The 23,159-nt window shown below is 34.1% G+C and carries 22 protein-coding genes; 5 read left to right on the top strand and 17 right to left on the bottom strand.

Going from position 1 to position 23,159, the window contains the following annotated elements:
• Positions 1-33: 33 nt before the first annotated feature.
• From AVFI_RS15915 to AVFI_RS15890, 6 genes are read right to left on the bottom strand one after another with little or no spacing between them, the layout of a single operon-like run.
• Entirely contained in the window at positions 34-1,098 is a 1,065-nt protein-coding gene (locus tag AVFI_RS15915) for a hypothetical protein (protein WP_252653965.1), read from the bottom strand.
• A gap of 1 nt (position 1,099) precedes the next feature.
• Positions 1,100-3,736: an Ig-like domain-containing protein gene (locus AVFI_RS15910; protein ID WP_188863168.1), complete on the bottom strand. Its 2,637-nt coding sequence runs from the start codon at positions 3,734-3,736 to the stop codon at positions 1,100-1,102.
• A complete protein-coding gene (locus AVFI_RS15905; protein ID WP_188863169.1) occupies positions 3,736-4,731 on the bottom strand; it encodes an OmpA family protein in 996 nt (331 codons plus the stop codon). Before AVFI_RS15905 ends, AVFI_RS15910 begins: the two co-directional genes overlap by 1 nt.
• A 1-nt stretch (position 4,732) precedes the next feature.
• Positions 4,733-4,954 carry a hypothetical protein gene (locus tag AVFI_RS15900; RefSeq protein WP_188863170.1) on the bottom strand — a complete coding sequence of 74 codons (222 nt, stop codon included), beginning with the start codon at positions 4,952-4,954 and terminating at the stop codon, positions 4,733-4,735.
• Between the two features lies 1 nt (position 4,955).
• Positions 4,956-5,168: an EscF/YscF/HrpA family type III secretion system needle major subunit gene (locus AVFI_RS15895; protein WP_188863171.1), complete on the bottom strand. Its 213-nt coding sequence runs from the start codon at positions 5,166-5,168 to the stop codon at positions 4,956-4,958.
• Positions 5,169-5,171: 3 nt separating this feature from the next.
• A complete protein-coding gene (locus AVFI_RS15890; protein WP_054775202.1) occupies positions 5,172-5,723 on the bottom strand; it encodes a hypothetical protein in 552 nt (183 codons plus the stop codon).
• 454 nt (positions 5,724-6,177) lie between these two features.
• On the opposite strand from AVFI_RS15890, the gene AVFI_RS15885 reads away from it, so the two are divergent.
• A complete protein-coding gene (locus AVFI_RS15885) occupies positions 6,178-7,716 on the top strand; it encodes a hypothetical protein (protein ID WP_188863172.1) in 1,539 nt (512 codons plus the stop codon).
• A gap of 65 nt (positions 7,717-7,781) precedes the next feature.
• Here the strand turns inward: AVFI_RS15885 and AVFI_RS15880 are convergent, their stop codons facing one another.
• Positions 7,782-8,696, bottom strand: coding sequence for a helix-turn-helix domain-containing protein (locus AVFI_RS15880; RefSeq protein WP_188863173.1), 915 nt, complete (start codon positions 8,694-8,696; stop codon positions 7,782-7,784).
• A 272-nt stretch (positions 8,697-8,968) separates the two neighbouring features.
• Here AVFI_RS15880 and AVFI_RS15875 point away from each other — a divergent pair, with 272 nt between their 5' ends.
• The gene (locus AVFI_RS15875) at positions 8,969-9,256 is read left to right on the top strand and encodes a hypothetical protein (RefSeq protein ID WP_188863174.1); all 288 of its coding nucleotides are present in this window, start codon (positions 8,969-8,971) and stop codon (positions 9,254-9,256) included.
• Positions 9,257-9,363: 107 nt separating this feature from the next.
• On the opposite strand, the gene AVFI_RS15870 is transcribed toward AVFI_RS15875, so the two are convergent.
• Complete coding sequence (locus AVFI_RS15870; protein WP_188863175.1) at positions 9,364-10,161, bottom strand: RecX family transcriptional regulator; 798 nt, start codon at positions 10,159-10,161, stop codon at positions 9,364-9,366.
• Positions 10,162-10,857: 696 nt separating this feature from the next.
• Here AVFI_RS15870 and AVFI_RS15865 point away from each other — a divergent pair.
• Both AVFI_RS15865 and AVFI_RS15860 read left to right on the top strand, forming a co-directional pair.
• Positions 10,858-11,574, top strand: coding sequence for an ABC transporter ATP-binding protein (locus AVFI_RS15865; RefSeq protein WP_054775195.1), 717 nt, complete (start codon positions 10,858-10,860; stop codon positions 11,572-11,574).
• A complete protein-coding gene (locus AVFI_RS15860; RefSeq protein WP_188863176.1) occupies positions 11,574-12,446 on the top strand; it encodes a hypothetical protein in 873 nt (290 codons plus the stop codon). The genes AVFI_RS15865 and AVFI_RS15860 overlap by 1 nt, the downstream gene beginning before the upstream one ends.
• Positions 12,447-12,498: 52 nt before the next feature.
• Here AVFI_RS15860 and AVFI_RS15855 read toward each other — a convergent pair whose 3' ends face one another.
• The 3 genes from AVFI_RS15855 to AVFI_RS15845 all read right to left on the bottom strand — a co-directional run bounded on the left by AVFI_RS15855 (position 12,499) and on the right by AVFI_RS15845 (position 16,016).
• Positions 12,499-13,794, bottom strand: coding sequence for a hemolysin family protein (locus AVFI_RS15855; RefSeq protein WP_005423431.1), 1,296 nt, complete (start codon positions 13,792-13,794; stop codon positions 12,499-12,501).
• 191 nt (positions 13,795-13,985) lie between these two features.
• The gene (locus AVFI_RS15850; protein WP_155653796.1) at positions 13,986-14,537 is read right to left on the bottom strand and encodes a sugar O-acetyltransferase; all 552 of its coding nucleotides are present in this window, start codon (positions 14,535-14,537) and stop codon (positions 13,986-13,988) included.
• Between the two features lie 108 nt (positions 14,538-14,645).
• Positions 14,646-16,016 carry an MATE family efflux transporter gene (locus AVFI_RS15845; RefSeq protein ID WP_005423441.1) on the bottom strand — a complete coding sequence of 457 codons (1,371 nt, stop codon included), beginning with the start codon at positions 16,014-16,016 and terminating at the stop codon, positions 14,646-14,648.
• Positions 16,017-16,219: 203 nt separating this feature from the next.
• Between AVFI_RS15845 and AVFI_RS15840 the strand changes: the two genes are divergently transcribed.
• The gene (locus tag AVFI_RS15840; protein ID WP_054775193.1) at positions 16,220-16,663 is read left to right on the top strand and encodes a dCMP deaminase family protein; all 444 of its coding nucleotides are present in this window, start codon (positions 16,220-16,222) and stop codon (positions 16,661-16,663) included.
• Positions 16,664-16,703: 40 nt separating this feature from the next.
• Here the strand turns inward: AVFI_RS15840 and luxG are convergent, their stop codons facing one another.
• The 6 genes from luxG to luxC all read right to left on the bottom strand — a co-directional run bounded on the left by luxG (position 16,704) and on the right by luxC (position 23,127).
• Positions 16,704-17,414, bottom strand: a complete 711-nt coding sequence (luxG, locus tag AVFI_RS15835) for a flavin mononucleotide reductase LuxG (RefSeq protein WP_188863177.1) — start codon at positions 17,412-17,414, stop codon at positions 16,704-16,706.
• Between the two features lie 3 nt (positions 17,415-17,417).
• Entirely contained in the window at positions 17,418-18,554 is a 1,137-nt protein-coding gene (gene luxE / locus AVFI_RS15830; RefSeq protein WP_199414874.1) for a long-chain-fatty-acid--protein ligase LuxE, read from the bottom strand.
• Between the two features lie 80 nt (positions 18,555-18,634).
• Entirely contained in the window at positions 18,635-19,615 is a 981-nt protein-coding gene (gene luxB / locus AVFI_RS15825) for a luciferase subunit beta (RefSeq protein ID WP_188863178.1), read from the bottom strand.
• Positions 19,616-19,653: 38 nt separating this feature from the next.
• Complete coding sequence (gene luxA / locus AVFI_RS15820) at positions 19,654-20,718, bottom strand: luciferase subunit alpha (RefSeq protein ID WP_188863179.1); 1,065 nt, start codon at positions 20,716-20,718, stop codon at positions 19,654-19,656.
• Positions 20,719-20,748: 30 nt separating this feature from the next.
• Entirely contained in the window at positions 20,749-21,672 is a 924-nt protein-coding gene (locus AVFI_RS15815) for an acyl transferase (protein ID WP_188863180.1), read from the bottom strand.
• A 15-nt stretch (positions 21,673-21,687) separates the two neighbouring features.
• On the bottom strand, positions 21,688-23,127 hold the full coding sequence (luxC, locus tag AVFI_RS15810) for a long-chain-fatty-acyl-CoA reductase LuxC (RefSeq protein WP_188863181.1): 1,440 nt from the start codon (positions 23,125-23,127) through the stop codon (positions 21,688-21,690).
• Between the last annotated feature and the right edge of the window lie 32 nt (positions 23,128-23,159).

Below are 23,159 nucleotides of genomic sequence, written 5' to 3'. Positions count from 1 at the left end.
ATTTAGGGGCATTAATAATGCCCCATATTAATATTATGACTCTAAATCTTCTAAAAAATTATTAAGTTCATCAATATCTTCTTGTACTCCCGCTTTTTCCGGACTATCTGGTAATGCATCAAGCTCTGTTTGCATATCATCAAGCTCTGCTTGCATATCATCAATTTCACTTGGTGTTAACCCACCCTGAGAAATTTCTGATGCCATGTCATTCAAACTATCATTCATATCGTCAAGTATTGCACTTTCATCTGGCCCACTTGGACCTTCTGGACCCTGCGGACCTTCTGGACCCTGCGGACCTTCTGGACCCTGCGGACCTTCTGGACCCTGCGGACCTTCTGGACCCTGCGGACCTTCTGGACCCTGCGGACCTTCTGGACCCTGCGGACCTTCTGGACCCTGTGCTCCATCTTCTCCCTCTACACCATCCTGGCCGTCTACACCATCTTTAGTGGTTAATGCTACGCCTAAGGCACTCGCACCTAAAACTACAGCTGATGCAACTCCACCTCCCATAATAAGATTTTTTAACTTATTATTTTTTAAAGTATTATCTATCTTTTCATTTTGGCTATTAAGTGCATCCTGCTGTGCATCTTGTTTTTTAGTTAATCCATCTAACTTACTTTCATTAATATTAAGCTTATCTTTTTGCTTATTGAGTAAAGTATCTAAACTTTCTAATTTATTACCTTGCTGATTTATTGCACTTTTCAGTTCAGTATTTTTTGTATGTAGTTGAGTAATACTTTGATTAGAATCACCAATCTGCTTGCTAATTCTATTACTTTGTTTTTCAACCTGATTAACTAAATCACTAATTTTTTTTCCTTGCTCATTCTTTAAATTAGCGATTTCTTGTTTATCCGCTTTTTTAGCATCTAAATTTTTTATATCATTCTGGTTCTTCTCGATTTTATTTTTATTACATCTTTGAAGCCCCTCAGGAGAATGTTTTACACTATGGATACCATCATGTACTCCTCCTCTAGATTGCCTTTCTAATCTTGTGTTTTTCACCCCTCTAGGGGCTACATCACCATTATTTACGAATCGAGAGTTTCTATTCGCCGATGTTAAATTTATATTAGTCATTTTAATTTAAACCTTTTTTACAAATACTATAGTGATCATTTATATCACTACTTGTTGCATTACTATTATTACCCAGAATATCGATTAAATATGCACTATTACTTAAACCAGGACCTATTGTACCCTCCATAATCCAACCATATTCTAAAGGATCGTTAGGCCACATATTCTCATTAAAACCTATATTTAAACCTGCTAAATAAGCATTTAAGTCAACTAGAATATCATTATTATTTGTATATTCATCAATAGCACAGGACTCATCAGGATACATCAATTTATAAGTAATTTCTGAAACTTTTTTAAATTCAGTGTCTTTGTAAGCAATATAAACAACATCAAAACCATTATAGTAACCATTCGCTAATTTGGCTTTAAAACTTTGAGTTATTCCACCAAAGCTATAATTTAAAAATTCATTATAACTATCTCGCGCCCAAGGAGGGTTATCTGATGAGCTTGGCAATATAATCCTACTATGCTCGCTCTCACTATTTGTATATTTAATATCGGAACTACTATTAAATAATGGTTCAATATTTTTATACTCTTCAGAATAACTAGCACCATTAGTGGTATACTTAGCTTTTAAATCTACTTTGATATCTTTTGCTGCATATAAATCAATTTCATCGTTATCATTAATTTTAACATCATCTATATATATATTTAACTCCGTAAGCTTTCTTGAAGTAATATCTAAATCAATATCTTGACCTTGATAACTAGCTGTTAATGTTATTATCCCATATTTATCAGGAGTAACTGTCGCCCTGCTAGCATTTTGAGTTATGCTTGCAGGGCCACTACTTACTTCCCAGATCACATCTCTTAAAACTTCAACGCCATCATTTTTAAGCACATATACATATGAGTCATCAGTAGAATTTTCATAATAATCAATAGGATAAATTGTTTCATCTCCTGATTGTCTTTCAATAGTCAATGTACCAATCGCATCACTTACTTGAACGGTTACGGATTCTTCAATTTTATGTTGATCTACATCGTAATATGAAGTGGTTATGGTTCCTTGTGCACCTGATGTCCTTCCCGTAACTAGACCGTTATCACTCACCGCTATTTCTGGATTATTAGAGCTCCATGTATTTGTGATCATGATATTTTGTGAATCTGGATTATTCTTGTCTATCCTAACCAGCCTCAACTGATAGCCATCATCTTTAGTAATACTATAAGGTGTTGATGGCTCAAGTGGTCCTCCGTTATGCGATATAAAATAGTCATAATCTGGTTCACCATCTAAAACAGTGACTTGAGAGCTACTCTCAGTCAAATTCGCATAATTTGCATATACTTGTGTAGAGCTAGTTACATTAACGCCATAAATAACCCCCAAGTTTGAAACCATCACAGTGCTATTATCTTCTGAACTCCATTTGACTTCATCAGTAACATCAACAAGATTACTATTAAACATTACCTGTGCCTGCAACGAACCTGTGCCACCTTTATTTATACTGGTAGCGCCAGGAGTAACTGTTAAGTCGCCTTCTGGCTGTCCCGATAATACCTCTACAGGTATTAAGTTTGACCACTCTTGATAGTTAGCTTGGACCTCTGTGTTACCTTCTGCGATAGCTACAAATTCATTTGATTGAACTGGGCTTAATACTTCTAAATCATTCGATAGATATCGCGTAAACTTGGTTACATCTACGCTTTCTTTATCAAACTTTGCAATGGTATTTAGCTTAAGCTCTCTACCCACCCACATGCTTTTTTGGCTAGGTGTGGTTTCGATACTAACATCAATTTCATCTAATCCTTTCACATGCGCTGTTGATGATGAATTAACAGGACCAAACTCTGCAATTAGCTCTGCATCACCAATGGTCTTTGCCAGAAAGTGTGGCCCATACAAATACTCTACACTTCCAGAAGTGCTTCGCCATGAAGCAGAATCAGTCAAGTCGTACTCTAATCCATTAGAAAACAGGCCAGTAGCACTTAATGAGAACTGATAACTTAAAGGTACATTAAGCTCCTGAGGCTTCGTAACAATATTAAGGGGATAAGCATCAATTACATAAATGTCAGTTTGATCATTAATGCTCTTATAATTCGCCGTAATTGTCTCTGTACCTGCTTGAGTTGGCTTATATTCACCTTGCTCGCCGATAACCGTTCCCATATTTGAGCTAATATCACTTAATGCTGTAATATCAACAGCAACGTTGTTCTCTGTCGCTCCCATTACTTTTAAGTTTTGCTCTACATTAACTGGTACTGCAGGATACTCTACTTCTATCCATATAGAGGTTATTGCACCAGTAACATTTACAATAGCAACATATTTCTCACCTAGGTAAGAAGCCGTCACTCTTGCAAGCCCTTGTTCAATACCTGTCACTTCATTGTTATTTAAGGCAATGAAGGAGTCACCACTTGATACGCTCCAATCTGCATCTTTTGTAACATCTATTTCTTCTCCGTTTTCATATTTAATAAGAGATAGAACTAAACTATCCCCTACTGGAATATTTGAAAATTCAGGACTAATAAATGTGTACCCTTTGGTATTTCCGAATAAAGGTGCTCTATTACTGTCACAGCCGCTAATAAAAAAGATAGCCATAAAAAAAAATAGAGCATAACTTTTTATAAAATCACGCATTAGATATCATCCTTAAATAATACTTCTACACGACGATTTTTTGCTCGGCCTTCTTTCGTTGAATTAGATGCTACAGGCTTGCTTTCACCAAGTCCTTTACTAATTAAACGGTCTTTGCTTATCCCTCTTTTTGAAATATACGACGCTACTTCTTCTGCTCTTTGCTTTGATAACTTCTGATTAAAAGTATCAGAGCCTGTTGAGTCGGTATAACCTGAAATCACAGCTTTGCTACGAGGGTTTTTAGATAAATAATCGTAAACAAAATTAAATTTACTTGGGTTAGCTAATTTATATGAACCCGTAACAAACTGCCCATCAGATTCAACGACATAAATGTGATTTTGCTTTGTTATTACTTTTTCTTTTGTAACAACTGTTTCTATTTTTCTAATTTTATATGACTTATTAAAGTAATATGTAAATCCAAAAATAAACTCACTAATATCAGGACGTATCGTTACTTCTCCAGACATATTACTGTCGTTTCTGTTATAATACGTGTAGTCAAAATTCATATACCAAGCATTGCTAATTTTATAAGATAGCCCTGTACCTAAATAACTACTTAAGTGGCTATCTTTATTACTATTCACATCTTGATTAAAGACTCCAATCCCAAATGAACCAGTGAGTTTTAAATTCTCGTTTAAAGGTAATTTAACTTGTGTTCCAACTGTCCATGCATTTGTAACAACACTTTCATCGTTATACTTCCCTTGACCTAAATAGCGATAATCAGTAGTTAAAGCCATTCTATCCAATATATCATAACCAAGACCAATACGGCCCGACACAGATTTATTACTGCAATTCCCAGTAGTACCCACAGAGCACAAATTTTGATAATTACTAAAACCAAGCCCACTTGATAAATAAAATGGGCTTTTTTCATTTTTAACTTTTATCTCGTCTTTCTTTATCTCTTCGGCGCTTAAATTCATTGAAGCAATGATTAACAGGGAGACCCCACATACGTAAGTGTTATTTCTCATTCTATTGACCTTTCATTAATTGCTCGATCGAGCTAGCGCATTTAATTAGAGCTGAAGCCTGTAAAGACTTCTCTAATGTTGAATTCGTGATCATTTTTTGAAAATCTAAAACATCCGCTGTAGTTATTTTTTCAATATCAACTGTTTTATTAATGTCTGCTAAGTTATTTGTAAATGTGCTTTCACTTAACTTAGTGATAATTGATGAGACTTCTAGTGCCATATTACACCCTATCAATAATCTTACTTAAGGTATCTGATGCTTTTTTCGTTACCGTGCTTTCTAAGTTCACCATTAAAGCCCATTTTTCACTAAGAGCCTGAATCTCTAACATATCACCAGTATCAGACACATCTGCTGTGTTCAACTTTGTTCTTAACTGAGCTTCTACATTATCTATTTGTGTATTTAATGAGCTAATTGCATTATTAATCATGACTTACCTCATATTAGATACTACATTCGATAATGAGCTGTTATATTTAGAAGCAAAATTCGAAGCACTTGAGTATGCGTTATTGTATTTATCCATTGCAGATTGCAGATCAATCATCTTCATTTGAGATAATGAGTTCAATGATGATATTTCATTGTCTAATGCGGTATTAATCACACTTTTATTTTCATCAAAATTATCATCTTTAGCTCTAATTTCTACTGTAACAGTTCCGTTAACAGGATCCCTACTCGTAACTTCGCATACATCATCGTCATCAGGCCCAATTTTATCTTCACCGAGTGCTGTTTCTAATGCTAAATACTCTTCTTCAGTCAAAACAATCTCATCTCCTTTCTGAGCCCCTAAAAATTTTTCTTTTGTCTCGTTATATACATCTAGTTGCTGGTTTTGAGCATCAATTTCATTTGCAATAATTCGAACTGTTTCTTCACATTGTTCTGCTCTTTCAGACATAACTTGAAGCATTAATGTATCAAGAGGGACTAAGTGGCTTTCTTGTGAAGCCGAGCTAGTTATCGGTGCTACACTCATTTCATTACCTTCCTATATGTAAGTTATATGCTCATTAATCATCGACAAAATCACATAGAAATTCAATTGGCAGTTTTTTATTATTATTTGAAAATAAGCTAATTGCCATTCACTCAACAAATCTGCTATATTTGCAGGATGAATACTTCTTTAGTGATGCATCAATGCCAAAGAGCGAATATTTAACAACGCAGTTTTATAAGCGTCTAAAAAAGACATATATAAGATTTAATTATGTTTCATTAGACGCAATAATTAACAGTAATTTCATACATGAAAGGAAAATAAACGAAGAATTTATTCCTATTAAGCAAAAAAATATCGTAAAAAATAATAATATTCCTGACATCGATTAATTAAATTTATTAGCATTATAGTTAAAACTAACTTCGATATGCTCTTTAGCAAAATTAAATTATGCGTTGAAATCATATTTTTTTGATTGAGCATATTTATGAAATTAAATTACTTATTCACAATCACTTTGTTCGTGATGGTAGGTTGTGATACTAATTCTCCCTCTCCATCTTATATAGATAAAACACACATTAAAGAAAATAGACTAATTGAACTACCTTTAAATAGTGTTACCCCAATTGATATTACAACTAAAAACATTCAGTTATCTAATATAAATTCATTAATGATACCGAATATTGTTGACCTAAATAATATAAGCATCACTATGAATCAATTGACCAACAATACACCATATGAAATTAGTGAGTTATTAGTTCAATTGGACGATGATATAGTGAGACTACTACTTTCTGAGCCTCTTGATGCTTATTCTGAGGCCCAGCTATCAGAAGATTTCACTAATGTTAGCGTCATTAACTTGACAACGATATCTAACTCAATATGGGATTATAATGCTGATATCACTGAACCACCTGGCAATATTTATTCAAATTACGATCTTGTTTATGCCAGTAAAAGCGAAAGAAATAATAGTGACTTACTACAAATATACGACCGATTTATGATGAATTCACCTTCAACATTGCATGAAGTAACTCAACAATTAGGCATTATTTGCTCAGATAACCCCGAATGCTTTAACTACAATGAAACTGTAGATATTTACAGTTATGATACATATTTTTCTCGAGCGGTTTCAGGGAAAAATATAGACCTTTTTATTGATAGTACAGACTTTGACTTTGAAGGTAATGGCTCTGGATCTAATTTATGGGGCTTAGCCACAATGGGAAAACTTGAAGCCCATAATACATATAATCAAACCTATGGTACTATTTGGATGAACCACGAATTAATGGAATGGCTAAATAGCACAGATACCGAACAAGAATCTTGGCAAGGTTTCGTTCATGAATACTATCATACCTATGGTTTTACCCACGATTCCGGCTGGGCATCAACAGATGGTATTGATGACATTTTTGGAAATCATGTTGTAAATGAATATAAATACACTTTAAATAACCGTTATGTACTACCTGATACACTAATATCTCAACCTATTTTAAATGATGATGATAATTATACTATCAATATTTACAGAGACAAGAGTATAACAGGACCAGTATATATGCGCTTATTGTCTCCTCAAGAAATGGAGATAGAGATGTACGAAGAAAATAATAAAGTAAATATTAAATTCTTAAATAATGTGGAGGATGATATTTATTTATCAGTTTATTCAAAAAATTCAGAACAAATGTCTACTGTTAATCTTCATTTTGTAAAATGGATAAACAGCCAAAAAAGTTTGGAGCAATTCAATGAAAACATTGATGATTACTTAAACAAATACAAAAAGGTAAAAGTTATTACTGCTGATGGCCAGTTTATTGATGAGTTTGTATTACCCTATGAGAATGTAAAAAAAGGAAGAATGGTTACTTTTGACTCTACAGCAACTTTCTCTTCAAAGATATACTATGGGCCAAATACTAGTGACTATGAATGGTTATATAGCAACCAATCCTTAATTTTTACATTCAATGGTACAAAATGGGAATTTGAATAAATCAATTGTGATATAGCTATGCTAAAGCTATATCACATTTTCTATAAAATATATAGAATCTTGAATCAACTCTCATCTAATAACTCCTTAAGATGCTCATCGGTAAAAGGGACCATATTAGATACGACTTTTGCTGATAAAACGGTTTCTGGGTTCATAGAAAGTTGAATGTATCGATAATAACGGTTTAAATACTTAACACCGTAAAATAAAAGCTCTTTTCCTTTACCTATAACCTCTGGTTTAAAGTTTTTTTCATACATATCAAAACCTTCTTGCGCATGACAATTTATGTATACTTTTTTTATATTTGTTCTTTTTCGTAAAATATCAAGAACAGTTAACATTGTTATAGTTCTAGGAATAGATAGTGAACTATACCCTGAGACTACATATAGAGCAATATCAGCATCAATGCAGGAAATATCATCAATAAAAGGACAGTTTTCTAATTTATTTAAATCTAATGCATCAATTGAAGTATCTGCCGGAATATACCCATACAATAAATGCCCCAATAACTCTTCATCATTAGATAAATAAGCATCCATCTTAACTGCAATTTTAGAAAAAATGCTTGCTCTCAACTCAACATCAAGGTGTGATTGATGAAATATACTCAACAATTTACATAATTCATTATTATTTATTAATGAATCAAATTTAGTTAAGTTAAACTTATCTTCTTTGAACACATAAGGATTTACAGGCCTATGCAACACTTTTTTTAACAATAAGCTTTTATCTTTTGGTATTTCTACATAAGGATCGATAAGAGTCGCTACATCGTAGCTAAATAACCTAGCAATTATTAATCGCTTCTCCAGCTTAGGAATAGTAACTCCTCTTTCCCAACGGCTTAACGTTGTTAAATCTAACTTATCAAATGACGAATCAGATTGAGCCAAAAGTTCGAGCATCTCTTGTTGCGTAAGTTGATTACTCTCTCTGATTTTTTTTATATATTTTGAAAATTCCATTTTCTATCTCTCCCCGCTAAAAATGTTACCTAAATGTAAACCACCATAAAATAACCAATAAAAGTCAAGAGCAAAATTGACAAAAACATAATAAACCATCCTATCATTCACTAAAGCAATAAACAATAAACAATAAACAATAAACAGCAACTATAAATTATTTAATTTCATTTTGCCTTTTTATACTTAACATGGTTGTACTATATTTATAAACAAATTATTAGAGCTATCGATTAATCATATGGAATATGTTTACTATTGAAAGGTTAGATATGAAATCAAGTAAACTTACATTTTTAGATAAAAAAATCATTAAACTACTTCAAGATCAAGGTGTTATTAAAAGTGAAGCACTTAAAATACTTTCTTGTGAGGTATATGAGTTCGATCATAAAGAACGTTCTCAGATTTTAGAAGAAAGTAAACATTTTGGTAAAAACTATCAAGAAGCGGCAATATTAAAACATATAGAAATAAAGCGTGAAAATTATATTCTAAGCTTGTTAGATCAAGCTAATTACATAGTAGCAGGTAGAAACATAAATGATTTATTTAATTGATTCAATAAGTTAAAATGATTTTAGGGCATTAAGCATTTATTTTAGTGACTACTCAACGAGCCCAAGTTGGCCCTAAAAACTAAGCCCACACTTCGGTGTGGGCTTTTTCATTCTTGTAAGGTTTCTTTTATCTCATCAGAACTGAATCCATAAGAATACAAATAAGAATAAGCTTTACTCTTCTCTTTTGAATTGCTCAAATCAAAACGTTTTTTATCTAATCGTAGTTGACAGTTTTCATAGAAATCTATAGAGCCATCCTTTTCTAATTTTTCAATTTCTTCATCAAAATTTGAAATATCAATCAGCTTTTGTTTAAGCTCTCGTTTAATTGCGGTTTTTCCTTTTAGCTTACGAGCCAACTTTTCTATTTCTTTAACGATATCAGCTTTATCTGCTTTGATTTGCATTTTAGAAGGAAGCGTTGATGCAATAGGATGAGACTTAATGACTTCTCGCACATCAGAGGATTTAAAACCGTATTTCATTAAGGTTGAATATAGCTTATCGCTTGAATATGAATCTAACGCCATATGACTTAAACGATTGTTCAATATAGTAAATTCGCAAATTTCATCACGATTAATCAAATAATCAATCGCTTCATTTGCATCTAACTCGTGAATCCCTTTTTCTTTTAATTTAAATAAAATAAATTGGCTGCCTTTCGCTGAATTGAATGCCATTTCAGCAAAATTAATAGCAAAATCCTTATCTGATTTAAGGTAGCCTCGGCCAATAAGATCCGATAAAACCGTCTCAATCCATTCTTGATTATCCGTTTTTGCTTCTAGCTTTTTTCTCAATTCATCAATCGTGCGATCTTTTGCTTCGAGGTGATAAAACGCACTTCCATAGACGTTTTCAATCGTTTTTGCTTGCTTAATAGGACGTTGGGTAAACATAAAAACCTCAAAAACAATAAAGTATTTACTGACTCTAAAGCAGTTCGTCTTCGGTTACTATGACTAATTAACAATACTTTCGCGATCACGTCATTAATTAGAAAAAGAGTATTTTTATATTTAATAAAACAGTCTACTTCAACATTAAAGAACAACGCTCCCATATAGAGAGCGTTATTAATCAGATTATCTAACTATTAAATAAACTGTGCTTTTTTCACTGCATTAGCCTTTTCCAGTGAAGAGAGCACTTGATTTAATCGTTGTGGCGATAATTTCGTTTTCTCATAACTTACGGGCACAAAATCCCGTTGTTTATACGGAGTAAAATCCGAATATTCAGCACGGCATTCATAATAACTTTTTACAATCGAATCTAATGATACATAGCCAAATCGTTGATAGGTTTTTTGCAGTCTCTCTTCGAACCGTCTTATTTTGCAATCTTTACTTATCATAAAATTAAAAGATCATTGTGTGATCTGCTTACTCTCTTTTATTTATATGTGACACACAATTTGCCACATGAAAACAAAAGTCTCTTGAGCATTACTAATCATATATTTGAGAAGAATGCTAAGTATCTATTCTTTCTTATTGATAAGTTGCTAATTTGGGCGCATTTCTTTATTTATGGAACTTATCATGGTATTGCTACTCAATAACCATAATCAATTCAATCAGCTAAGGCATAGAATGAATCCTATTATTACAGTGAGTGGTGTATCTAAACACTACCCTGACTCGAATCAAGCTCAACAAGCTCTTGATAATATCAGCTTCACTTTATCTTCTGGTCAAGTATTAGGCCTACTTGGACACAATGGTGCAGGAAAATCGACGCTTATCAATGCGCTTTTAGGTGCACATCGTTATAGCGGCAATATTGAAATAAATGGTTTAGATCCAATCGAAAATCACGCAGAGCTAATGAAGCATTTAGCGTATATCTCAGATGTAAATGTGTTGCCTGAATGGATGACAATAAAACAAATCTTAACATACACATCAGGCGTTCATCCTTGTTTTGATATTAATAAAGCATTGTCGGTATTAGAAAAAACCAACATTAAATTGAGTAGTAAAATTGGTAGTTTATCTAAAGGGATGAAAGTCCAAGTTCATTTAGCTCTTGTTATCGCCACCAATGTAAAAGTGCTCATTCTGGATGAACCCACTCTCGGCTTAGATTTGTTATATCGAGATAGCTTTTATAGCAACTTAATGGAATGGTTTAATCAAGGTGATAGATGCTTAATCATCGCAAGCCATGAGGTCAGTGAAATTGAAAAACTACTCACTGATGTTCTGATTCTAAAACAAGGAAATTGTGTCAAATTCGACACGATGCAGAATATCCCTCAGGGAACGCTCGCTGATCTGTTTATCACTTTACAAAAGGAGACAGTGTAATGCGTCCTTCTTTCTATATGCTACAAAAAGAGTTGATTGAACATAAAACAGTAACCCGTGTACCACTGTTTATTCTGCTATGTGGTGTGTTGCTCTTTTTAAGTTTAATGATGAATGCCAACTTGCAAGATAATCTGTTTATTTCTGTTCAGACTCAGGGCGATTTTACGCCTTTTTCTACTGAATTCTCAAACGATGTGCAACTCATGTTAAGTTTTATGGCGGGGATCCTATCTCTTGCTTTAAGCACAACATATTTATCTAAAACCTTACGCAAAGAACGTAACGAAGGAAGTTCTGCTTTTTGGCGCAGTATGCCAGTTACAAGCCAACACACACATGCAGTTAAACTTACTTTTGGGCTTATTGTTATTCCACTAATTTTCTCTATTTTAGTGCTTATTGCCAATTTATGTTTATGGTTTATTAGCTTATCCAGTGATTCTGTTCTCGTTTTATTGCATGAACATTCATCGCTTCTTTACGTGATAACTAGCTGGTTTCAATTTTTAACTCGAATGCTATTAGTCAGCATTGTTATGTTACCAATAGCAGGGTTAATACTGGCCGTATCCCAAGTATCTAATTCACCATTAATTGTATTGTTCTTGGGAGGATATGCATTAAAGCTCTTATCCAATTGGGTGTTAGGTTGGGATGGGATTTCTCAATTTCTGTCTCATATATACCAAATACCAACGACCGTTTTATTATCACACAACCCATTAACCAGTTTTGAACATGCTGGCATAGGTTTTTTAAGTCTATACGCTTTGCTTGGAACTCTCGCTCTATTTGTTAGTATTTCTTTATACCGAACAACAGAAATCTCGTGGCAATCATTAAATCCAAGTTGGTTATTTAAAAAATAAAAACAAAAAAAGGAGATCATATGATCTCCTTTTATTTATTATTCTATGATTTCTATACCAATTCTGGCTGAACTTGAGTCACTCGAACTTTATTCGCTTTATTATTATCAATAGATAACACTTCAAAACTCCAGTCTTGGTATTCTAAGGTATCTCCAACAGCTGGTACATTGCTTGTTAACCACATAAACATACCTGTCAGCGTTTGATAATCCCCTTCTTTCTCTTCAGGCAAAGTAGCCAGATTTAAGGTGTCTTTTAGCACTGTTGTCGGAATTGAACCATCTAAAACCCACTCAGTTTCTGATACTTGATCAGCCCATGCATCGTTCGGGTTTTCAGATTTAAACTCACCCGCTAACGCTTCTAACAAGTTCTTTTGCGTGACAATACCTTGAGCATCACCATATTCATCAACGACTAGAGCAATCTCTTCACCCGTCGTTTTTAGTAACTCCAACAATTCGCTGCCGTATTTATTTTCTAGAATCGTTAAACAAGGTAATAAATTACGCATTAACCACTTAGTACGGTGCTCTTGATGTGCCGCTTTTAGTAAAAAGCGTGATGTAGTAAAACCAAGCACATTGTCCATACCACCACGTGTTACAGGGTAAATAGAATATTCTGAGCGCAATAATTTCGGCAAGTTCTCATCCCAAGATTGCTCTGTATCGAAATAAACCAATTCATTTCTTGGGATCATTAATGATGCAACTCGTCTATCATCTAATTGTAAGATGTTTCGCACCATACTGTGTTCATGTTTTTCAATAACACCTTGCTCAGAGCCCTCTGAAAGCAAAGCGTGAATATCATCTTCAGTAATCGATGCTTCATCGCTATTTGAGCGACCTAATAAACGTAAAATCGCATCTGTTGAGATAGATAATAAGAATACAAATGGTCGAGAGATAGAAGCTAGCATGCTGATCAATGGCGCTATCAGCGTTGCAATGCGTTCTGCGTGAAACTGAGCGATACGTTTTGGAACAAGCTCACCAACAACGATTGACACATAAGTGATGATCACAACAGTCGACATAGTCGAAACGGTAGACGCTAATCCTGCTGGAACACCAAATGAAATAAGGAAATTTGAGATCGGGCCCGAAAATGCCGCCTCACCCAAGATACCGTTTAATATACCAATTCCGGTAATACCTATCTGTACCGTAGATAAAAACTGAGTAGGCTCTTCGCCTAATTTAATCGCTTTAGCAGCTGACTTACTGCCTTCTGCTGCTAATTTCTGTAATCGACTCTTTTTTGCCGTCATGAGAGCAATCTCAGACATAGCAAACACACCATTAATCACAATTAGAAAAAGTAATATGGCAATATCCAATGTAAACCTCGAATTATTAAGTAATAAGAACAACGTACATACGTTATTATTTTCCTACTCTTATATGCTTGATTTACAATAAGGTCAATAACTATATTGACCTTATTTTAAGCACTTGTTAATGAATAAACATATAGTTACATTTCGTTATACTTATCCATCTCAAACACCTAATTTTTAACTAACTCTTTTTATTTTTGATCAAGTCGTTTAATTAATTTGGCAGGCGTTCCACCGTACAAACAATCAGATGGCACATCATGGTTCACCACTGAGTTTGCAGCAATTACCGAACGAGCACCAATAGTAACGCCTTGATTAATAACTACACTACCACCAACCCATACATCATCTTCAATGATAATAGGCTTACAATAAGTTTCCCAACAACGACGGCTTTTGTAATCCAATGAATGAGAAGCCGTATAAAACTGAGCATTAGGGCCAATTAGTACATTATTACCAATTGTAATTTCTGCACCATCGAGCATGGTCACGTTCATATTAATAAACGTTTCGTTTCCTATAGAGATTGTCTTTCCAAACTCACAAAAGAAAGGGGCTTGAATAAAACTCTGACCAAAAGCATTAAATACATTTGGTAAAATAGATAGCTTTTCTTTCGTTTCTGTACTTTGATTAAATTGTTGAAGGTACTTTTGTGTTTGATTACGAATAGCGTCTATTTCAGGATCACCACCATCAAATACCAAACCACTTTTCATTTTTTCAAATTCGGTCATGCTAACTCCCTACAAAGCAAAAATCGAATAAACCCATTAAAGTCTATTCGATTTCTATAAAATAAAAAGAGTAAATATTGGAATAAAAAATTTCCTATTTTAAATACTCTAATGACTCATGACCGATGTAGAGGTCAATGGTAATGGCTTGATAATCTTCTGAGTTTTCAAATGATTCCATACCATTGGTGCAATACAGATAATCAATGCAATGTTTGATACTGGCATCGCTAACCAAACTCCATCAATTCCAAACCACTTAGGCAATATAAGTAAGAAGGGTAATTGAATTACAATATTACTAATGGAAATTACCATGGCTTTTTTGCCTTCATTTACGGACAAAAAGTAAATCGTAATCAATACAATCATGCCATCCAAGAACATCGCAAATAAGTGATAACGAATACCGACAATAGTTTCAGCAATCAAAGCTTTATCACCATTAGTAAATAATGCTGTCGTTAGCTCTGGTGAAATATTTAAAATAGTTACCCAACCAATGCCTGTAATGACTACCCACTTCAATGCAATCTTGAAGATTTGATACACTTTTTTATTTTCTCTCGCACCAAAATAATAACTGATTGGTGGTTGAGCCCCTTCTGCAATACCTTGTGCAAGAAGGTAGTAAAGCATAAATAAGTAACCAACAATGGCATAGGCTCCCACTGTCGTTGCCGAGCCGTAATGCATCATTAACGCGTTATGCATTGCAACAACAAAGCTACCATATAAATACATCACTAATGCTGATGATCCCAAAGAGAGAGACTGCTTCGCTTTATTCCAAGAAAACAGCACTTCTTTTGATGTAATTTGAATACTTGAGCGTTGAGTAAAGAAATAACCAATACCTAAAACGGTGACACAAGCTTGAGCCAGTAACGTTGCTAATGCAGCTCCAGAAAGTCCTAATCCCATCACACCAATAAACACGTAATCTAAAACAATATTAATTAATGCGCCAATAACAAGCAGGAACGTAGCGACATTTGGCGACTCATCATTTCGCACAAGCATAGGTAACGCTGTCGCACATGCAGTAAAGAAGCCTCCAAACATAAGTACATTGATGTAATCCATGGCATAGGCAAAGTTTTGACCTTCCGCACCTTGAGCAAGCAAAATATCTTTTGCGAGTAATACAATGCAAGTGATCGCAATGATGCTTAATATCGCAAGTAACCAAAAGCCTGTTGTTAAGGCCACTTTTGTTTTTTCTAATTTATTTTCGCCACGGTATATGGACATAACACTGCCAGTGCCCATTCCAACCATGACACCAATAGCACCTAAAATACAAATTGCAGGCCATGCCATATTAATACCAGCAAGGCCTTCAAAACCAATATAGTGACCAACAAAGATCCCATCAATAATTTGATACAGTCCACTCACCACCATTGCAGCAATAGAAGGAATAGCATAACGCCAAAAAGTACGAGTGATGGATGAATCTGCATGAAATGTTGTCATTTTTACCTCGGTAACAACAAAGAATGGCGAGATTCTATGATACAATTAAAGATTGAAAAAGTTAGTATCCATCTCTTTTTCGGATGAGTGAGTATAAATTATACACTATTTCTATTTTCCTCTTATTGACACATAGAAACTGTGTTATAAGCTTATGAAATAGATAAAATACTTCTGTAAATACAGACACAAAAGGCAACGTTATGATTTCTAAATGGGCAAAGCGATTCTTCCAAATGGCTGAATTAGTCGGTTCTTGGAGTAAAGATCCGTCAACTCAAGTTGGTGCAGTAATCACTAAGCATAACCGTATTGTTTCTGTTGGATTTAATGGCTACCCGCATGGTGTATCTGACAGCGCAGATACTGATGAGCGCGAAATTAAATATTTAAAAACGCTTCATGCTGAAGAAAATGCCATTTTATTTGCTAAACGCGATTTAGAAGGGTGTGATATTTGGGTTACTCACTTCCCGTGCCCAAATTGTGCAGCAAAAATCATCCAAACAGGAATTTCAAAAGTATATTGCCCTGAACAGACTGAAGACTTCTTATCTCGTTGGGGTGAAAAAATCCAAGTTAGCCAAGATATGTTTTCTCAGGCGGGAGTTGAAGTCACTTGGTTACCCTTGGACATATTGAAATAATAAAAAAGCCGGATTAATAATCTGGCTTTTTATATTCTCTTTATACGTATGCAAAAGCATCGGCAAACATCTGTTCTGACTTTGCTTTTTTCTCTTCAATTAATTTTTCTTTTGCTGTTTTAGCCATCATGAAGGGCCCACAAACATAAATATCAAAATGGGCTAGATCCGTAAAATCTTCCATTACAGCATCAAGAACCGTACCTTTTTTTCCTATCCATTCTTCACTTTTATCTTCGATAACAGGAATATAATGAAGATTTTTGTTATTTAGTGATAATTCCAATAACTCTTCGTCTTCATACAAAAGAGAACTGTTTTTTACTCCCCAGTAAAGATAAATATCTTGAGGTATATTCCGATTTAAGCAATTGGTTAGAATGCTATTTATATATGATAAACCTGTACCTCCCGCAATTAATAGCAATGGGTTATTACTTTCAGACCGTAACCAAGCGTTTCCATGGGGAGCATCTAACTCAATTGCGACTTCCTCAACAAGAGCATCGACAAAATATTCGATAATATCCAATGAGCAGTCTTTATTCGAACTACCAATATGCAATTCTATTTCGTGATTTTTTGTCGGGCAATTCGCAATTGAAAAAGGACATTTTTTCCCATTAATCGTGACCATTACAAATTGTCCAGCGATGAACTTTATTGGTGAATTTACAGTAATAAATACCTTATATATATTATTTTTTATCGATGCTAAAACTATCTTTGAAACTCTGCCATCAACAATCATAACTTAATCCTTTATATTCTTTTGTATGACATTCGCCATAGAGAGCGCGCATCCTTTTTGCGCACGTGTATTTAAGCGCCGAACAATCTCAACGGTTACCCCTGGGTAAGGATCTGGTTCTCTAATTTCTTTTACAATACCGATATCATCAGTAACAATAAAAGCAGGATAAGCAGTTGATGAGGCGTCCATATAACTTAACAACCCGATCTCACCATCTGCTACGGGTTTCAATGTTTCAGGATCAAGAGCCCGAGCATATACCCACGGTGGAACATGTTTTCTTTGAAATTCATCTTCAAAAAAACAAGTATTAAGCTCAACTTGATTAAAGGTATCTCTAATTTGATTAATCTTGTCGAGTTGGAAAGTATCCATTAATAATTGATTAAAATCAGCACGATCTAAAGAGTCATTCTGATTAGATTTCCACCCTCCACCAGTTATAATATGTACTCTATCCCCTCCTTTAAATTCAATATTGTTTTCTTTCATATATTGGCACAGAAGATACACAAAAAATGGTGGCCCAATTAAGCAAATGTCTTTCTTACTATTCTTAATTCTAAATAGATGTTTTACTGTTTTTTCAAAATCTATTTTGTCATTATCAACTGTAAATTCAGTCGGATAAAGTAACTCGACCAAGCTCATGACATATTTGAACCAAATATTATTTGTATTGAACCTATCTGGTCCTAAATTTATCAATTCCATTTGATGCTCAAACCAATCTCCAACGTATTTCATTCCGAAGTTGACAGAACCAAGTAAGCGTTCAATGCTAAGACGATCACGTGCAATATGGCTTTTTACTCCACGAGTTCCACTACTTGTATACCAATTTTCAATGTCATCAGCTGTGACAGTATGTAATTTCTTATATTTAAAAACAGATGTTGGAAACACGGGTATTTCATCAATAGTGTGTAAATTATCACTCACATGCTGATTGATACAATAATTTCTATATTCTTCATTTCTATTGTAATGAAAATAAAAAGCCTCACGAACTAATTTATCTCGTATGTCTTTTTGCTCTTCAAATGACCACTCCTGTGGTGTACTCATAAAAATAAGATCATCAATTTCTGAACTGGCAATAATCTGATTTCTTTTATATTCAGTATGAACAGTCATACCATCCCCTCTCCAATAACACCTAATATCAACAGAAATGCAAAAAAGGCAATCTAATATATAAATTGCCCTTAATTTTATTAGGGTAGATTCTTTTCAATTTTTTGGTTCAACATATCAATAATTTCTTTTACCCCCTTAAAATCAGCCATTGACTCAAAGGATAATAAAATATTTTTAGACCCTGTTTTTTCCACCGCTAATTTTATCGATTCATAATAGTCATCATGAGACCCTACTGCATTCTCTTCAATAATACAGTTAATTTTTTCATCCCTGTCCATTTGAGGGTAAGTTTCAGTGATATAGTCTTTTAAGTATTCTCTCACTTCTTCTTGAGCCGTACTTCTATCAGAATTTAAGTTCGCAATTACAGTTAATTGATGATCAACATCCGAAATATCAACACCATATTGTTGTGCTGTTTTATTATATAGAATTGCATAACGCTCTTTGGTTTCTAAATTATCCTCCCACTTAAATGTTAAAGGCAGTGCCTTTTTCGCTGCCCACATGACGACTTCTTTTGATGTTGCGGATACATATTGCTTAGGCCCATTATCACTGTAACAGTGTGGATTAATTGAAACCTTTGGAAAATCATAAAAATCATTTTGGGGATGACAATAACCTGTAGTTAATGCGTCATTAATTATTTCATAGCATGCTTCAAATTGTTGTTGCCTTGATGGAATGTGACGTTTAAAAAACTCCATTTCGAAATCACTTTCGCAGTCACTAAAACCGAGAATAAAGCGCCCCTCTGACATTTGATCTAATAAACTGGCTTCTTCTGCTACACGTACAGGGTGATGGGTGGTAATTACTTGATTTAATGAACCAATATGTAATTTATTTGTTAACCCTAATAAAAAACCAGCTGCGGTAATAGGTGCTCCAACAATACCATTTTTTGAAAAATGATGCTCATTAACAAAGGCAGTATTAAAATGATATTTAGTTGAATCAATTAACGTGACAGTCTTTACCATATTATCCAACGTTTCTTCAGATGTTATTCCATCTTTCTGAAAGTTTAGAAAAAATAATCCAAATTTCATAACTTGTTCCTTATTATCTCTAGTATCAAATAAGTAATTTATTTAGGTTCTTTTAAGAAAGGAGCGACTTGTGTCATAAAGCGTCGCATGGAAGCTATTATTTCATCTTCAGTTCCATTAGCTTCAAATCCGCATGTAATGTTTGTAATACCCGTCGCATCAATATCACGTTGAATTATTTCAATACACTGCTCAGGAGTGCCTACAGGGTTAATACCATTGCTATAATCAACACGTCGATTAGTGTTTGTATGTCCTTGTAAAACAAAATCACGCCATTGGCCTTTATGATAATCATAACCACGAGTTTGATTGCTATCATTAAAGATATTGGTCGCATTTACATATGAATCATACCAATTTTTCAGAAACTCCCGACAAACATCTTGCGCCTTTTGTGCATCATCATCAACAGAGCAAATATAAGTCATACAATGATCTATTTTAGATATGTCATGGCCATATTCTGTCGCAATTTCATTATAGAGTTCCATCTGTGCTTTTTTTTCATTAGTACCAATAATCCAACTAAGAACCATTGGTAGCCCTTGTATTGCTAGCCATTCTGTCGTACTTGCGGACTCAGCAGTCATACACGTTGGAACATTTTTAGAATATACTTTAGGATACACATCTACATTAGGGAACTGGATATAATCACTATCAGAACTAACTGTTCCTGTTTGTAAGCTTTCCATTATCATCTGGTAGAAATTTTGAGTAATCGCTCGAGACTCTTCCATATCAACACCAAATACTCGAAAATCTTTATGGTATAGCCCTCGAACGGTTCCAAAATTAAAACGCCCTTTCGACATTTGATCTAATAATAAAACGTCTTCTAATTGTCGAACAGGATGAGCTGTTGGAATAACAACCCCCATAGTACCAACATTTAATGTTTTAGTTCTTCCTAACAGATTTGCCGCAGCAACAAATAAATTTCCCGTGAGACCAAACTCTGTAAAATGATGTTCTAAGGTCCAATATGTATCAAAGCCTACTTCCTCTGAGGCGATACCAAGTCGAACAAAGCGATCCATTACTTGCTTATGAGTTTCACCTGGTGGTTGATACGAAAAACAAATATTTCCAAACTTCATACTCTATTCCTTTTTGGTGATTTTATTTAATTAAGCTAATTCTAATAATTCATTTTCAATTTCATTTTTTAATCTACGCTCCTTAACAGTAATACTTGTAACGTCCTCAAATCGAGGTTCAATAATATCTATATCTAAATCCAATAAACCAACATCTAATGCTAAAGCTGCCTTCGTTACTGATTGATAAAAATTTCTTAATACAACCAAATTTTCCCCAAGATCATGTGAACTTCCAATTAGCGAATAGAGCTTACAATTATTAGATTCAATACTATCAATGAGCTCTATAACTTCACTTTGCTTTACCCAGCTATCATCGTTTGCAGTAAAAGCAATAAATGGAATCGTTAATCCTTTAACACCACTAAGTGTCGAGTCTAATGTGTCCCATTTATGTTTAAAGCAATCTGTAACAAAGACCTCAGCTCCTAAATTATGACCTTCAAAGTCAAGATCTTCTGGTAGATCTGAAATAGGTAATTGCAAATAGTCATACTCCAATGCTTTTTCTAATGTATCTCTAAGATTAACGACACCTACGGCCGTAATTAAAAATGATAATTTAATTTTATTTACTACCTCATAAGCGATTCTCGCTGACAAACTAGCAGCAATCAGCCCTATTCGTTCGACACCATGCTCTTTAAGCCAATCTACGACTGTAAGCAGGCTATTTTTTCCAATCGACATCGTAAATTCATTTATACATCCACTGCTTAATCCAACATGATGCAAAGAATCGTAGCGAATGACATGAAAACCGTTAGTAGATAAATACTCAGCAAGACCTGCAAAATGATCCATTCTTCTAGCAAAACCCGAAGCAATAAGTATTGTATGTTTTTTCTCTGGTACGTTTTTTTTAGGGAGTGTTTCCCAAACTCGGATAGACTGACCATTATCAAGCTTGATAATGTGATCAATCGTAAAAAAAGCACTTTCATCTTTCATATAATTTCCTTTTAACTATGGGACAAAAACTAAAAACTTATCTTCCTCTAAGTAACGTGTTTGTTCGATTTCAACCGCAACATCTTTGGTCGTATAATTAAATGGTCTCTCATGCGATACAAACCTAACTAGGTACTGGAGAGGAGATAATGAATCATGAGCCCCTCCAACTCTGAAAATATTATTCATGCCTGATTCAACAATTCTTTCAACACCACTTCTTGCTAATTTATCTCGATATTTTAATGACGCTTCCCAAGGATAAATAGAAACAGTTTGTGTTCTATTTTTATTAATAAAAGGAATTACCCCATTAATATCAGACACTTGATGCACATACACACTTCGTGATAGCGGTTGATTTCCAAAGCTATTTGTAGGTGATACGACTATTAACCAAGCTTGCTTATCTCCCTTTCTCACTTCATATCCAGCAAATAGACTTTCTTTTTCAGTAAGAGTAAACGCCGCTTTTTCATCAAAACCGTTTGAACCTTTTGGTAAAATTTTCGCGTATCGATCTAGCTGTTTTTCAAGTTCATTTAAAAATAAAGGTAAATTATCTCCGATATAATAAACGTCTTGAGTAGAGAAGCAGGCTTGCTGGTCATAGAAACAAATATCATGAGCAACCCCCATTGCTGCTGCTTCTATATCTTTAGGAGCTTCAATAATGCTTAAGCTTTTCTTTGGTCCAAATTTCAGAATATCAACATGCGGTGGTGAATATTTTACCGCCCATTTAATCGCCTCGTCTCCACCCCAAGCAATAACCACGTCGGCATGATTCATTATTCTTTGAGATAGAGTCATATCTTCATCATGCGGCCAATACATAACAGACATTGATTTGGTTATTGGATGGTCTGCATTAACATCAATAAAACTGGAAACTAAAGCGTTTGCAGTAAAAGGATCTGAAGACGAAGTTTTAATAATGCACTCATTTTTTGTTAAAATAGCACGCAAAATAGATGTCACTCCTGATAATGGAACATTACCAGCTAACAAGTGAACAGAAACACCTTTCGGTTGTGCTTTAACATAGCAATCACCACGTGGAAGCCATTCATCTAATACGTGTATAGAGCCCAAATCATAATTAACAATGTCATACAAAGCACTTTTAGAGCACAATAACATTGCAATCCAATTCGCTTCTAACCTTGCCATTTCATCAGAATAACCAAGATATGTTTTTAACTCACGGATATAGGTTCGTCGCCGATTATATTCTTCACTTTTCCATCGTTGACCAACGGTATATAAAAAATTCACAATCTGATTTAAATTAAGATTAATTCTATCTTTGATATTTAATGTTTTTGAAACTGAACTTTCAGTAATGACAGATAATTTTACTCTATTATCATTATTTAGTTTAACTTCTTTATATGCATAATTATCAAAATCTTGAATCATTCCATTAATTATCATTGGAATACATTTATTCATTATTTCCCCTATAATATACTTAGTATTTAAAA

This window comes from Aliivibrio fischeri ATCC 7744 = JCM 18803 = DSM 507 (assembly GCF_023983475.1).
Taxonomy (GTDB): Bacteria; Pseudomonadota; Gammaproteobacteria; order Enterobacterales; family Vibrionaceae; genus Aliivibrio; species Aliivibrio fischeri.
Note: the sequence above shows the minus strand (reverse complement) of the source record. Positions and strands in the feature narration are given on the sequence as shown.